Source organism: Halalkalibacter oceani, assembly GCF_023715605.1.
GTDB classification, from domain to species: Bacteria; Bacillota; Bacilli; order Bacillales; family Bacillaceae_D; genus Halalkalibacter; species Halalkalibacter oceani.
Genome location: NZ_JAMBOL010000012.1, coordinates 39,259 through 52,952, shown reverse-complemented (window position 1 = coordinate 52,952; position 13,694 = coordinate 39,259). Strand labels below are relative to the sequence as shown.

Sequence of the window (13,694 nt, the reverse complement as noted above, 5' to 3'; positions counted from 1 at the left end):
CCGCTGCTCGACAATTATCCTGCCTTATCTTCTGTCGTCCTGAGCAAAAGGGAATGAGGAAAGAGGGGCGTGATGGTTTTTCATTTGAAAAAAAGCTTGCACGAGCTCTGCTTCCGTTACGTGAGCGACAGATGCCTGCCACGGCCGGTAAATGCGAAAGTCGTGCCGGTAGCCTCTCCGTAATTGCTTGACCGCGTCCCGCACGGCGAGTGAATCCTTAAGGCGGATGACAGAATGGCGCCGAGCTGCGCTTTCATTTGAGCGAGTCATAAGAAAGCGCATGAAATGATAATGGCGCTGTTTCCACTCAAAATAATTGGCCAGCAGCAAAAAGGAAATCACGACCCATAAATTCAAATGAAACGGAAAATAGACCGCGCTGAGCAACACGAGCAACACGAGCGCCCCGATTGAAAGCTGACGCGCCCGCAGCAACGCTTTCTGATAAGGCAACACAGCCGTGAGCCAGAGATGGAGCAGCCGTCCTCCGTCAAGCGGAAGTATAGGAATGAGATTAAAGCCGAGGATCATCAGATTGTGCCAGACAAACAGCTGATGATCAGCTGCGCTCCAAAAAGGCAGCCCGATGCAGGCAAATGAGGCGAGCATCATCCAAAGATGCTGCAAAGGCCCGGCGATAACGACGATCGCTTCTTCGTAAATGGGACGATTCCCGCCATGATCCACTTCTGCCACGCCACCAAATGGGAGCAGCTCTATTTTGTAAATCCGCCATTTAAAAGCAATCGCAGCGAAAGCATGCCCCAGCTCATGAATAAACACAATCAGAAAAACCATCAGCACTTCACGGAAGTATCCAGTAGCAACCCCGATCCCGAGCACTAGCCAAAACAAAGGGTTGATTTTGACTTTGATCAGCAAATCGCGCATCTTATTCAAAGGAAAGGACATCTGTTGGATCAATATAATGTTCGTCCTTTTTTAATGCGAAATAAAAAATTCCTTTTTGCGCCTCTTCATTAATGGAGACGGTGCCGATCTTCGCCCCTGCCTGGATATGGTCATACATCTTCACACCGATGTCATCAAGCATCCCATAAAGTGACTCTGTTCCGTCATAATGTTGAACGACTACCGTTTTTCCAAGGTTCTCTTCCTCCCGTTCCCCGACTGAAATCACATATCCGCCTTTCACGGCTTCAACCTCAGCCTCAAGCCCGGTTTCAATCAAAATACCGCTGCCGTTTTGCTGGAAATCTTCACGGATCGTCCCGGCCGCCGGCAAAGCATAGACCATTTCGACCTGCTCCTCTGGATCACCCTGAGCGACCTCCTGGTTGACCGGCACGAGAGCAAGCGGCCTTCCAAACTGGTTTTCATACCAGTTGGCAATTGCCGCAAATTGCAGCTCCTGTTCATAGGCATCCGTAATAAATGCCTTCATTCCATCAAGCTGTGGAGAATTAGACTTAAACAGAATCGCGATTACGAGCGCCAAACAAACCGCTGTCATAATCCGAAAGACAAGAAAGTCACCTGGCTTTCCGCGATGCTCCCGCTCCTCCTTCTCCTGGTGAACATACACGTCAAAATCTTCTCTCGACTCCTCATGACGGTTCATCAGCAGGGGAATCGCTCGCTCCCGTCCTTTTCGACTGCTGTCAATCTGCCGTCTCTTTTTTTCCAATTCTCTGCGTACCTTGTTTAACCGATCGGACATGTCCTCCCCCCTCTTTTTGCCAAGCTGCTAAAAAAGTACGATTTTCACTTTTACAGCAGCTTTTAGTTACGAAAAAGGAAGTTGTTTTTCAGTGGCCTCCTTTTGCTCTTTAGTAAACTATATGACTTGTCCGTTTTTGATATGCCATAATAGATGGTGGAGGACCTATTAGTCTGAAATAAACGAAAACAGAGAGGATGATTGCGATGAAAAAACGCCGCATTGGCAATTCAGAGCTTATCGTTAGTGAGCTTGGCTTAGGGTGTATGAGCATCGGCACAAACAAGAAGGAAGCAGCAGCGGTTATTGACGCCGCGCTTGCAGAGGGGATCAACTATCTCGATACTGCTGACTTATACGATCAAGGGATGAATGAGACGATCATCGGGGAAGTGATCAAGCAAAAGCGGGGCGACATCATCCTCGCGACGAAAGCTGGAAACCGTTTTGAACCGGGAAAAGAAGGCTGGAGCTGGGATCCTTCGAAAAAGCATATCAAATCCGCTTTAAAGCAAAGCCTTACCCGGCTTCAAACTGACTATATTGATTTATTTCAGCTGCATGGCGGGACAATTGAGGATCATATTGATGAGACGATAGAAGCCTTTGAGGAGTTAAAACAGGAAGGTGTGATTCGTTACTACGGCATTTCTTCCATTCGACCGAATGTGATTCGCGAGTATGTCAAACGCTCTTCCATCGTCAGCGTAATGATGCAATACAGCCTGCTCGACAGACGTCCTGAGCCGCTATTTCCTTTATTAGAGGAGCATCACATCAGCGTGCTGGCGAGAGGACCGCTGGCAAAGGGGCTGCTCACGAACCGTCCGCTGGCGCAAGCTTCCTCCGCGATCAAGGAAAATGGCTATCTCGATTATTCCTATGACGAATTGACCGCATTCAAGCAAAAGCTGTCAGAAACCATCGTCGGCGAGAAAGACATTCATGCGCTTGCGCTTGGTTATTGCTTAGCGTCGCCAGCCGTCGCCTCCGTCGTAGCCGGTGCCAGCAAGCCTGAGCAAATTATCGCAAGCAGTGCAGCTATGCAACAGGCAGAGCTGACCGAAGATGAAATCAACATCTTGCAGCAGCTTACAAAAGCCGGCCGCTATACCCAGCATCAAATATAAGAAAAAAACATCGCAGCGGCTCCGTTCTGCGCCTGCTTTCGAGCTTAAGAAAAAGACAAAAGGGAAAAGCAACCCTTTTGTCTCAAGCTCGAAGCACCTACATCCTCATCTGGTCCTGAAGAATTTCCTGAATGACGTGACAGAGCTCAGGAATAATGATCCGCTCCATCGCCAGCTTCACCGCTCCCGTCGCACCCGGCATTGAAAAAATCGCCTTGCCGTCACGCACACCGGCGATGGCCCTGCTTAAAATCGCCGCCGTTCCGACGTCCTCTGTAAAGCTTAAGTGGCGGAAGATTTCACCAAAGCCCGGCATTTCTTTGTCCAAGCTGTCCCGCACTGCTTCATGAGTCGTATCGCGCAAGGCAATTCCCGTGCCGCCTGTCATTAAAATCGCATCGATATCCGCGCGGCTTGCAGCAATTTTTAACCAGTGCTGAATTTGGCTATATTCATCCTTGACAATTTGATACTCGGTTACCGCATGTCCATTTTCTTCCAGTAACTTGCGAATAAGCGCACCGCTTTCATCATTTTCATAGGTTCTCGTGCCGGAGACCGTTAAAATCATACAGCGGACGTTTTTACTCGCTTCTTCAATATGTTCCTGCTTCATCTTCTTCTCCACCTTTACACCATCGTTTCACCCTTGCTTATGTAACAGCCCTATCTTATCCATTACCTTTCTATGCCTCTGTTAAACCATGTATTCTCATTTCTCGTCAACTCTTTCATCCGATAGTCCCAATATTCAATGAATTCATAGAATCTTTAGGTCTTGCAAACTTCTCAAACTACTTTTACTATTAAGAGAGAAGAGCGATAAAGAGAAAAGGGGAACAACGTATGGGGTCATTTTTAGTCGCCTTACTTGAGGACGAGCCAAGTCATGCTACATTAATGGAGTATCATCTGACTCAGCTGGGAGCAGAAGTGCTGCATTACACAGAGGCAGATTCTTTTTTAGAGATAGAAACGAGAGTCTCCTTCCATCTGATTATTGTCAGTGATCAGCTGCAAAATGAGAGCATGCTATCTTTTATTACTGCCTTGGAACAACAGACAACAACACCGATCCTCGTTTTGACGACCGGACGTCAAAAGCGTGTTCATAGCGAAAAGAATATTGCTTACCTCGATAAGCCTTTCTCCATTCATGAATTCCGCCAGACCGTTGAAGCATCTGTCAAGCAAACACTTACGATTATATAAAAAAGAGCCTGAGAGAAAAGGGGAAAAACTCCCCTTTTCTCTCAGGCTCGAAGCAGTGGGCAGAACGGAGCCACTGCCATGTCTTACCTCACACTAAAAAACTGCTTAATCTTCGCAAAGACGCCTTTGTTTTCTTCAAGTGACATTAACGGCACCGTTTCTCCTAAAATGCGTCTGGCAATATTACGATAGGCGATAGAAGCCTTGCTTGTCGTTAATAGTGCAATAGGCTCGCCTTTATTCGCCTGTTTGATCACTTCTTCATCATCGACGACGATGCCAAGCAAATCAATCGCCAAAATCGAAGTAATTTCATCAACATCAAGCATTTCTCCATTTTTCATCATATGGCCGCGAATCCGGTTGACGATCAGCTTGGGAGACTCGATATCCCTTTGCTCCAGTAGGCCGATAATCCGGTCCGCATCACGTACTGCCGGCACCTCCGGGGTTGTGACGACAATCGCCTTATCGGCCCCTTCAATCGCATTTTTAAAGCCTTGTTCAATACCTGCCGGACAATCGATGAGCACATAATCGTATTCCTGCTTTAATTCATCAATAATGCTCTTCATCTGCTCCGGTTCTACAGCCGATTTATCCTGCGTCTGGGCCGCCGGGAGCAGGTATAAGCAATCGAAGCGCTTGTCCTTTATTAGAGCCTGCTTCAGCTTACAGCGTCCTTCGGTCACATCGACGAGGTCGTAGATGATTCGATTTTCCAGCCCCATTACAACATCAAGATTGCGAAGACCAATGTCTGTATCCACTAAGCAAACTTTCTTCCCCGACAGCGCAAGAGCGGTGCCGATATTAGCTGATGTCGTTGTTTTTCCTACGCCACCTTTTCCACTTGTAATGACGATTGCCTCACCCACATTGAAGACCCCTTTCTATCACTTTCTTAATCTATCACTTGCTTTTCGTTTTGAATATCGACAGGATGCGTATGTAGAAGCTGCTGCACTCGTCCGAGCTGGACTCTCGCATGCTCGTCCAAAAAAGCACTTGTCATAATTTCTTCTTCCTTCTCATCACCGTCTGCTTCGAATTGGCGAATCCCTCCGGCAATACGGAGCTGCGACGGAGCCATGACAGAAGCCGCGATCACCGCTGATTCATCACCTTGAAAGCCGGCATGGGCAATGCCGCGCAATGCTCCGACGATATAAATGCTTCCCGTCGCCATGATCGTGCCACCGGGATTAACATCACCGATCAGCAGGACGTCACCCCGGATTTTCAAGACTTGACCTGAGCGGATAATCCGCGTCAGCGTCACCACCTGTGCCTGCTGGCGAAGAAGCTCGGCCTCTTCCGTTGAAAGCACCTCTGATTCAAATTCCTCGACAATCAAATTACGGCCTTCTGTAATCAGCTGTGACAGTTCTTCTTTCTCAGCGGAATTGAGATAGCGGTAGCCTGCATTCACTTTTACAAGAGTATCTCGCCCTTCGCTATCCTGGTAATGCTTAGACGAAAGCTTCTCACGTAATTCCGTTAACAGAGATTCGTAAGAGCAATGGTCATCCAACTGGAAGATAAGTCCTTCCTTTGTTCCCTTTATTGTTACATGTTGCTTTTTTTGCGTCATTCGTGTTTCACCTCAGCCTGACTCACTTTGATACTCCAATAAAATGAACGTCTTTGCCAAGTGGCAGCACCGCTGGCAACTAGAGCTTATACAATTAATTCAACAGTCCGGCAAACAAACCCTCTTTTTCCCGGCAATGTACTCGTATCTCTGATTACCGCGCGCGAAGATTGGCTTGCTTTTTCACATGTTCAAACAGTTTGCGCGCCGGATAATAAATTAAGATGGCAAACGCGCTGTTTAAAATCAGACTCGGGAGCAGACGCTCGATGGCAAAAGACGAAGCTGGCAGGTCGGTTAGACCGATTAGCAAATAGAGACCATACTGATAATACTCAAAGAACAAAATGGCACTCAAAACGAGCATCAGCTGGATCAAAAGTGAATCTTGAATCCGCTTCGAAAAAAAAATGAAAAAATACCCGATAAAAGCAAGTCCGAACGCGTATACGCCAAGCAGCTGTGTGTAGACAATGTCATAACAAAAGCCAAAGGCGAGACCGTAGAACAGACTGCTCTGCCGTCCAAAGTGCAGCCCGATTAAGACAACCATCACGATCAGAAATCGGGGAACGAGAACGGAATCGGTATGAGTCGGAGTCATAAGCTGAAATAAGGTCCCCTCGACAATCAACAGCACAAAGACAAGGCCTGGAATGTAAAACCGGCTCACGATTCCTCCTCCTCAAGCAACGAGGAATCAAGCGTCGTGCTCGTCCGCTCGATCACATAGACATAGTCCAACCCATAAAAGTCGGCCGTCGGTTCGATATAGGCGTTTAACGTAAGTCCGTATTCATCCGGCTCCACCGCGACAATCTCACCAATCAGCAAGCCGCTTGGGTAAACCCCGCCTTTTCCCGAAGTCGTCACCATTTGCCCGGGTTCAATTTCAGCTTCAATATCGAGCTTTCTTAAAATAAGCAGGCCTGTCTCCTCATCGTAGCCTTCAATAAAGCCATATTCAGGCTCGTCCATCGAAACCATTGCCGAAACACGGTTTGTCCGATCATTGTCTGAAAGAAGCTGCACGACGGACGAAAATTCGCTAACCTGCCTAACCTTGCCGACAAGCCCGCCCCGGGAATCGACGATCCCCATATTCGGCTCGACTCCGTGCTCCGATCCTTTGTTAATCCCAATATATTCCGACCAGCGATCCGGATTGCGGTGAATGACGACCGCGGTGCGAATCATATAATCATGCAAGCTTTCTTCAAGCTCCAGCATTTCTTTCAGATTTTCATTTTCATTCCGCAGTAAATTCCGTTCAACAGAGATTTGCGCGTATTCCTCAAACCGTGATTTTAGCAGCTTGTTTTCCTCATACACATGATGAATATCCCGAACATTTTCAAAGAAACCCGCAACAGCATATGCGGGTTTCATAAAAATCGTTTGCACCCATCCAACAGCATCGCGTACAACTTGCTCTGGACCTGTCACCCGTTCACGGTCTGTGAGGGAGTAGCCAATGAGCGCCACTAAAATAATAATGCTGACGAGCAGAATAATTAACTTTTTGTTTGAAAAGAAGGATGGCATGCTGACACCTACTTACAATTTTCTGTCCGAACGGGACGTGATCCCCGCTTTAGACCGGAATAAATGAAGATTTTCAAGCGCACGACCTGTTCCAATCGCGACGCAATCAAGCGGGTTCTCTGCGACTAAAACCGGCATATTCGTCTCATCGCTTAACACGCGATCCAAATTGCGAAGCAACGCGCCTCCCCCGGTAAGAACGATACCGCGATCCATAATGTCTGCCGCCAGTTCAGGCGGAGACTGCTCCAGCGTGTTTTTCACCGCTTCAATAATCGTCGTCACCGTATCTTCCAGCGAGCCGGCAATTTCTTCCGCTGTCACCGTAATCGTCTTCGGCAGCCCTGTCACAAGGTCGCGCCCGCGAATATCCATATCATCGACGCCATCCGGCGCTCCGGCCGAACCGATTTCTAGCTTTAACGCTTCTGCCGTCCGTTCACCAATCATCAGATTATACGTCTTTTTCACATAGGAAATGATCGCATCATCCATTTCATCGCCGGCAACCCGAATCGACTGACTCGTCACGATCCCGCCAAGCGAGATAATCGCCACCTCTGTCGTACCACCGCCGATGTCGACAACCATGCTGCCCGTTGGCTCCCATACAGGGAGATCAGCGCCAATCGCTGCCGCAAACGGCTCTTCAAGCGTATAGGCTTCCTTCGCCCCCGCCTGTTTTGTCGCATCCTCGACAGCACGCTTTTCCACCGCCGTAATGCCCGATGGCACGCAAACCATCACCGACGGCTTTGTAAAGATCGAGCGGTTTTTCTGAGCCTGACGAATGAAATATTTCAGCATCGTTGCCGTCGTATCAAAATCAGCAATAACCCCGTCTTTCATTGGCCGAACCGCGACGATATTCCCCGGTGTACGTCCGATCATATTTTTCGCGTCATTTCCAACCGCTTCAATTGAACCAGTATCCGTCCGTAAGGCAACCACTGATGGTTCACGCACAACGATGCCTTTTCCTTTCACATATACGAGTGTATTCGCCGTCCCTAGATCAATACCAATATCTTTTGAGAACCCACCAAACATCTATGTATCTCCCTTCATGCTTAACCGAAATCATAACCTTTATTATATCGAAGAATGTTAGAAAAACATAGCCTAACTTTTCAGTTCTCCTAACCTTCCCGTCACGACTCCCGTTTCCCGCCTTAGTAAGCGTACCACTTTTGCCGGGAACTGAGCCATCCGCACTTCGCCCGAGGACCATTGACCGATTAATTAAGATGCCCTTTCTCCTTCAGGCTGATATACCTTCTATCACCAATAATAACATGATCGAGCACTTCAATTCCTAATACTTTTCCTGCTTCATGTAGCCGTTTTGTGACATCGATATCCTCACGGCTTGGCGTCGGATCTCCCGATGGATGATTATGGAGGCACACAACCGAGGCGGCCGAACGGCGCAGCGCTTCTTTAAAAACCTCGCGCGGATGGACAATGCTGGCATTTAGGCTGCCGATAAAAATCGTCTTGCGGTGCAGAACCTGGTTCTTCGTATTTAAATACAGGCAATCAAAATGCTCTTGAAGCAGGAAGCGCATATCTTCCATGACATAATTAGCGACATCCTCCGGAGAACGAATCACATAGCGTTCATCCGGTTGAAGGCTGTGCAGCCGCCGGCCCAGCTCGACTGCTGCTGCTAATTCCACAGCTTTCGCCTGGCCGATTCCTTTTACGAGGCAAAGCTCTTCAATCGCGGCTTCCTTTAACATCGATATACCATCAAAAGCCGTAAGAAGACGCTGGGCCAATTGAAGAACCGATTCCTGCTTCGTTCCCGTCCGAAGCAGGATCGCAAGAATTTCCTGATTGGATAAAGCCCGCGCCCCTTCTGTCAAAAGTCGTTCACGCGGACGTTCACGGACGGGGACATCACGGATGAGGAGTGATTGTTGAGGCAATGACAGACGCTCCTTTCTAATCTGTACGAATACGGGGACTTTCATGTGCAGAAATGAAAAAATGGACGACTTCAAAAAAACAATACGGGTGACTGCGCGCTCACTACACCATCGCCCTTGCCGGCACTAATCATTATATGTGCGGAGAAGGAACAATTCCCAATTTCTTTAATTCTCTAAGCGTACGCGCCAGCGGCAAGCCGACCACAGTGTAATAGTCGCCTTTAATCTGCTTCACTAAAAAGGCACCGAAGCCTTGAATTCCATACGCTCCGGCTTTATCGAGCGGCTCTCCGCTCTCGACGTACATCGCAATTTCTTCTTCAGTCAGCGAATAAAATTCCACCTCCGTTTTTTCGAAAAATGTTGTCGTGCCAGCCTGGGAACAAAGCGTTACCCCGGTATAGACAGAGTGAGTTCGTCCTGACAACAGCGTAAGCATTTGCCGCGCTTCCCGTTCGTCTTTCGGCTTGCCGAGAATCGTGTCTTGAAACGCGACAACGGTGTCAGAACCAAGGACTACCGCATCCCGGTGCTGCTTCCAGACATCCTCAGCTTTTTGATAGGCAAGCTGTTTAACGGCCTCCTCGGGTGATAAAGTTGGTTCAATTTGTTCGGAAATCATACTTGGAACAACGTTGAAAGAAAGATGGACCTGCTGAAGTAATTCTTTTCGTCTTGGGGAGCCTGAGGCTAAGATTAATGAATGCATGAAGGGATTCACCTCTACAATTATGTTTCTTTTTATTGTACAGGCTTTCTTTAAGAATACCAAATTTTCACACTTCACTCAATAGACTTTGACGCAGAAAAACCACTTTCCTCGACAAAGGAAGTGCCATCTTCTCCGAAAAAAAACGGCCCTATCCTGCACAAAGCGAGCAAGGACAAAGCCGTCGACTTTCCTTATTTGGACATTTCAGAAAACTGGCGTTATTCTTTATCCCAGCGTAGCCACCAGCTGTTCATAGGCCAGTAAGGCTTCCAACAGGGCCTGCTGGGTGCCCCATAAGGCAGCAGCATCTTCCGTCTCAACGTAATGTTTCAGTTGATCCTTTCCTTTTACTAAAGCGTCACCAAGCGCGAGCGCGGAAGGCTGAGCCGCATCAGGAAGCTTGGAAAACACTTGATCCCGTTCCACTTGCAGCGTATCGAGATTTTGCTCAAGCTCGGCTGCTTTTTCAGCTGTCGGCAATGTTCCTCCGGTCAAGCCATCGACAGAGAGATGCAATAGTTCCTTATATTGCCCTACCGCCCGATCAAACCAGCTCGTTACGTCCTCTGGCTGCCCTGTTACCGCTTGTCCTTCAATGCGGTATGACTTCACATACGTCTCTTGTCCATATTCCTGATAAAGGTTGCTGATCTGTCCAGCCTGAGCACGATCTCCGCCGAGACCGATGAACATATAAAATGGATCAGTATGTTCAGTTAACAAGGCCGCCAGTCCTCTATCCTGGAGAATTTGCACACTTTCCATTCCCTTTTCCGCCGCCGCGAACGCCCCTCCTTGAACAACCTCGACTGCCAGCACCGGCAGCCCGGCATCCGTCCCGGAGAAGACCGGTACATCGGCGTTGGCGCTGTTTGCTTCCGTCCCTTCAGCAGGCTCACCGGTAAAAAGAGTTAGCACGACCAGCCCCATGCCGATTCCGATGACAAGGGCCGAGCAGATCGCAGCTAACAGTGTCATCGACAAATGCGGTTTGGCGCCTTTGTAAAGAGCTTTTTTCTTCCGCTTAAATGGAAGTCCCGGGCTTTTCTCGCGGTTGCCATCGTCCCAATAAGGCTGCTCGTTCCGTTTACGCTCGGCCTGTCTTTTCTTAAAATCAAGCACATTATTAGGCCGGGGGATTAAGCTGCTGTCATCATTCTGCTGTTCGTAAGCGACTTCTTTCACCTTCTGCTCTTTCCCATTTAAACGAACTGAAATCGAATGCTTCTCCCGCTCCATATCTAGCACCTCTCTCACTCGTTAGTCTTTACTTTATTCTATTAAAAATCGCTAGCTAATAGAACTAGAAGTTTACCAAGATTTGAAATCTGTTCCGGAACAAAGCTGTTTCCGTCAATTTTCCCACTTGAATGCTACGGGCGGTGCGGCTTGTCCTTCATTCCCAGCCATCCGCCAGGCAATTTGTTCAGCCGATTCTTCTCATATACCATTCTACTAAAGACTCTCCAAAAAAATAAGCGGTTATAGCCCCTAACACGATAAATGGGCCAAACGGAACCGGCTTCCGTCGTTCTACCTTACCAATTACTAGAGCAGCCCCTCCCAGTAACGCCCCGGACAAACAGGAGAGAAAGAACGCCAGCAGCGTATGTTGCCAGCCGAGGATCAGGCCAAGCACACCAAAAAGCTTTACATCGCCTCCACCCATGCCTCCACGGCTAACAATGGCGATGATATAGAGCAAAGCAAAGCCAGCAATGGCGCCAAGAAAGGCATCCCACCACGGCTCTGACGGCAGAAAGCAAAGCCGAAGCAGCAAAATCAGCGCCGTGAAAAACAGCAGCACACGATCAGGAATCAGCATATAGCGGACATCACTGACAAAAATAATCGCCAGCAAGGACACGAGCACAAGTAATAAAAGCGTATCTCCCGTCCACCGGTAAACATAAAAAGAGAGGGCAAATAATAGGCCGGTTCCAAGCTCTACCGCCGGATACAATGGGGAAATCACCGCCCTGCAAACCCGGCAGCGGCCCCGCAAACACATATAGGATAAGAGAGGAACCAGCTCCCACGCGGAGAGACGATGCCCGCAGACGGGACACTGCGAACGCGGCTTAACAATCGATTCTCCTACGGGTAGGCGTAAACCAACAACATTATAAAAAGAACCTACTATGCAGCCTACTAAAAACAAATAGAGCATCACCAGGCGCTCTACCTCGGTCATGATCTTCCTCCTTTTCTGTTTTTTTCTAAAAGTGATTGAAAGAAAGGAAAAAAATTGATGGGCACGGAGAAAATAAGAGGTGCCGTTACGAAAAACTAGAAAGGGGTTGCGAAGAGAAAAACTTTATTATCACAATAGAACGAATAGTAGGAAAAGTCAATGCAAATGAGCTTGGGCGAAAGGTTTTTTCCCATTAGCCCAGCCCCGTTGGGAAGAGACCACTGAAAAAGTGAAAATCGTACTTTTTCAGCAGCTTCGTTCTGAATCGGTTTCTCACACCGGACATGCGGCGAGTAAAGCGATTTGTGCAAGCGTTTAAAGGCTCCCCTCTCCAGCCGGAAAGCCAGTCTCCTTCCAGGCTGCTCTGACTGCTGAAACAAAATAAAGAGAACCGCAAATCAGCAGCAGTTCATCCGCCTCCAGCTGCCTTACTTCATCAGCGACAGCCCGCTGCCACTTCTCATCATAGCGCTTTGCCGTTACCTCGGCCTGCTCATATAATGCTTTCGCTGCCGCGGCCCGAAAGAAGTCGAAGCTCGTAAAGGTAAAGGCTGCATCCAGTCCGGCAAATGGGGTAAGCAGGCTTTTCATATCCTTTTCCTTCGTCGCAGCGAGCAGCAGCTTATAGCGCTTTTGCGGATAATGCTGCTTCAACGTCTCGGCCAATGATTCAAACCCTTCTTTATTGTGTGCGCCGTCTACGATGACAAGCGGATGATCCGAGAGCCGTTCAAAGCGGCCATTCCACTTCGCCTGTGCCAGCCCCTCCTTCAAAGCCTGTTCGCTGATTGAGTAATCAAACTGCTCATGTAATTTCTGTAAAGCGGCTAGGGCCACGGCGGCATTGCTCCGCTGATGAGCACCGGCCATCTGAATCGTCACTTGTAGACTCTTGCCGTTTTTCCGTTGAAACAGAAAGCTTTGCTCTTCTTCTTTGACGGACAGCAAATCTTGTGTAAACGTCGAACCGAGCTGCTCATATTCACTTTGCCGTTCCTCCGCCGTTCTTTTGATAATCGCTTGGGCCTCCGGCTGACTTACTCCGGAAATAACAGGACGGCCGTTTTTAATGATTCCCGCTTTTTCATATGTAATGTCCGCTAAGGAATCACCAAGAATGTGCATATGGTCATAGCCTATTGACGTGATGATTGAGAGCAGCGGCGTCACAACATTGGTCGAATCAAGCCTGCCGCCAAGACCTACCTCAAGCAAAACAAGATCAGGCTTGGCGATCCGGGCAAAGTAATCAAACGCCAGAGCGGTAATCACTTCAAATTCAGTCGGGCTGCCGAGCTCCGTTTCTGCCAGCTCGTCCACAAGTGGACGAAGCTTGTTCGCGCAGGTGACGAGATCGCCGCCCGCAATCGGCTGACCATTCACAGATACCCGTTCTTCAAAGCATTCGAGATAAGGGGACGTAAAGGTCCCTACTTTGTATTGTGCTTTTTCTAATACATGACGCATAAAACTGACGGTTGAACCTTTTCCGTTCGTTCCGCCAATATGGACAACGGCCAATTCCCGTTCCGGGTGATCAAGCCGCTGAAGCAGCCACTCCATCCGCTTCAGTCCCGGCTTAATGCCGAAGGGGAGCAGGCTGTGAATCCATTCGATCACTTCATCCGCCGTTTGCATTCCTATCCCTCCTGATGACTTTCTGTTTTTCAAAACGCAAGCCGGTGTCCAGCT

15 protein-coding genes are annotated in these 13,694 nt (G+C 48.5%); 2 read left to right on the top strand and 13 right to left on the bottom strand.

What is annotated here, in order from left to right:
• Positions 1-24: 24 nt before the first annotated feature.
• Entirely contained in the window at positions 25-924 is a 900-nt protein-coding gene (locus tag M3202_RS13535; RefSeq protein WP_251223868.1) for a M50 family metallopeptidase, read from the bottom strand.
• On the bottom strand, positions 893-1,681 hold the full coding sequence (locus M3202_RS13530; protein WP_251223867.1) for a M23 family metallopeptidase: 789 nt from the start codon (positions 1,679-1,681) through the stop codon (positions 893-895). The genes M3202_RS13535 and M3202_RS13530 overlap by 32 nt, the downstream gene beginning before the upstream one ends.
• Positions 1,682-1,887: 206 nt before the next feature.
• On the opposite strand from M3202_RS13530, the gene M3202_RS13525 reads away from it, so the two are divergent.
• The gene (locus tag M3202_RS13525) at positions 1,888-2,811 is read left to right on the top strand and encodes an aldo/keto reductase (RefSeq protein ID WP_251223866.1); all 924 of its coding nucleotides are present in this window, start codon (positions 1,888-1,890) and stop codon (positions 2,809-2,811) included.
• Positions 2,812-2,908: 97 nt separating this feature from the next.
• Here M3202_RS13525 and M3202_RS13520 read toward each other — a convergent pair whose 3' ends face one another.
• Positions 2,909-3,427, bottom strand: coding sequence for a MogA/MoaB family molybdenum cofactor biosynthesis protein (locus M3202_RS13520; protein ID WP_251223865.1), 519 nt, complete (start codon positions 3,425-3,427; stop codon positions 2,909-2,911).
• Between the two features lie 230 nt (positions 3,428-3,657).
• Between M3202_RS13520 and M3202_RS13515 the strand changes: the two genes are divergently transcribed.
• Positions 3,658-4,023, top strand: coding sequence for a DNA-binding transcriptional response regulator (locus M3202_RS13515; RefSeq protein WP_251223864.1), 366 nt, complete (start codon positions 3,658-3,660; stop codon positions 4,021-4,023).
• An 83-nt stretch (positions 4,024-4,106) separates the two neighbouring features.
• Here the strand turns inward: M3202_RS13515 and minD are convergent, their stop codons facing one another.
• From minD to M3202_RS13465, 10 genes are all read right to left on the bottom strand, one after another.
• On the bottom strand, positions 4,107-4,901 hold the full coding sequence (gene minD / locus M3202_RS13510; RefSeq protein ID WP_251192483.1) for a septum site-determining protein MinD: 795 nt from the start codon (positions 4,899-4,901) through the stop codon (positions 4,107-4,109).
• Positions 4,902-4,927: 26 nt separating this feature from the next.
• On the bottom strand, positions 4,928-5,617 hold the full coding sequence (gene minC / locus M3202_RS13505; protein ID WP_251223863.1) for a septum site-determining protein MinC: 690 nt from the start codon (positions 5,615-5,617) through the stop codon (positions 4,928-4,930).
• A gap of 154 nt (positions 5,618-5,771) precedes the next feature.
• Positions 5,772-6,290, bottom strand: coding sequence for a rod shape-determining protein MreD (gene mreD / locus M3202_RS13500; RefSeq protein ID WP_251223862.1), 519 nt, complete (start codon positions 6,288-6,290; stop codon positions 5,772-5,774).
• Complete coding sequence (gene mreC / locus M3202_RS13495) at positions 6,287-7,162, bottom strand: rod shape-determining protein MreC (protein ID WP_251223861.1); 876 nt, start codon at positions 7,160-7,162, stop codon at positions 6,287-6,289. The genes mreD and mreC overlap by 4 nt, the downstream gene beginning before the upstream one ends.
• Positions 7,163-7,174: 12 nt before the next feature.
• Entirely contained in the window at positions 7,175-8,212 is a 1,038-nt protein-coding gene (locus tag M3202_RS13490; RefSeq protein WP_251223860.1) for a rod shape-determining protein, read from the bottom strand.
• Between the two features lie 188 nt (positions 8,213-8,400).
• On the bottom strand, positions 8,401-9,093 hold the full coding sequence (gene radC, locus M3202_RS13485; RefSeq protein ID WP_251223859.1) for a RadC family protein: 693 nt from the start codon (positions 9,091-9,093) through the stop codon (positions 8,401-8,403).
• A 133-nt stretch (positions 9,094-9,226) separates the two neighbouring features.
• Positions 9,227-9,805, bottom strand: a complete 579-nt coding sequence (locus M3202_RS13480; RefSeq protein ID WP_251223858.1) for a Maf family protein — start codon at positions 9,803-9,805, stop codon at positions 9,227-9,229.
• A gap of 228 nt (positions 9,806-10,033) precedes the next feature.
• Entirely contained in the window at positions 10,034-11,047 is a 1,014-nt protein-coding gene (locus M3202_RS13475) for a hypothetical protein (RefSeq protein WP_251223857.1), read from the bottom strand.
• A gap of 187 nt (positions 11,048-11,234) precedes the next feature.
• Positions 11,235-12,002 (bottom strand): prepilin peptidase, encoded by a 768-nt coding sequence (locus M3202_RS13470; protein WP_251223856.1) that lies wholly within the window; start codon positions 12,000-12,002, stop codon positions 11,235-11,237.
• A 315-nt stretch (positions 12,003-12,317) separates the two neighbouring features.
• The gene (locus tag M3202_RS13465) at positions 12,318-13,640 is read right to left on the bottom strand and encodes a bifunctional folylpolyglutamate synthase/dihydrofolate synthase (protein ID WP_251223855.1); all 1,323 of its coding nucleotides are present in this window, start codon (positions 13,638-13,640) and stop codon (positions 12,318-12,320) included.
• Between the last annotated feature and the right edge of the window lie 54 nt (positions 13,641-13,694).